Origin of the sequence: Alkalihalophilus lindianensis (assembly GCF_032843265.1) — a bacterium.
Classification (GTDB): Bacteria; Bacillota; Bacilli; order Bacillales; family Bacillaceae_D; genus Alkalihalophilus; species Alkalihalophilus lindianensis.
Genome location: NZ_JAWJBA010000830.1, coordinates 1 through 246 on the forward strand (window position 1 = coordinate 1; position 246 = coordinate 246).

Consider the following 246-nt stretch of genomic DNA (forward strand, 5'->3'; position numbering starts at 1 on the left):
CATAAAAATATAACCACGCTCCACAGTACCCAAGCCCGCTTTTTTAGCCGCAAAATAGGCGTACGTTGCCTCCAGGCCGGAAAGCGATAAGGAAATAAATAATTGCACGATTAACAAGACAGAGACAGTGCCATTAAAGGCGCTCCAGATAGATTGCTTTTCCTTGGCAGGCCCGCTCTTCTTCGATTTTGGTTCCTTTAATAAAAGGAGGACAAGGAATAATGTAATGAACGATGATGCACTGGC

Annotated in this window: 1 pseudogene; it reads right to left on the reverse strand. The window is 44.3% G+C overall.

Features of this window, described 5'->3' with window-relative positions:
• Window positions 1–246 (reverse strand): annotated as a pseudogene (locus RYX56_RS24485) (tetracycline resistance MFS efflux pump); the annotation flags it as partial.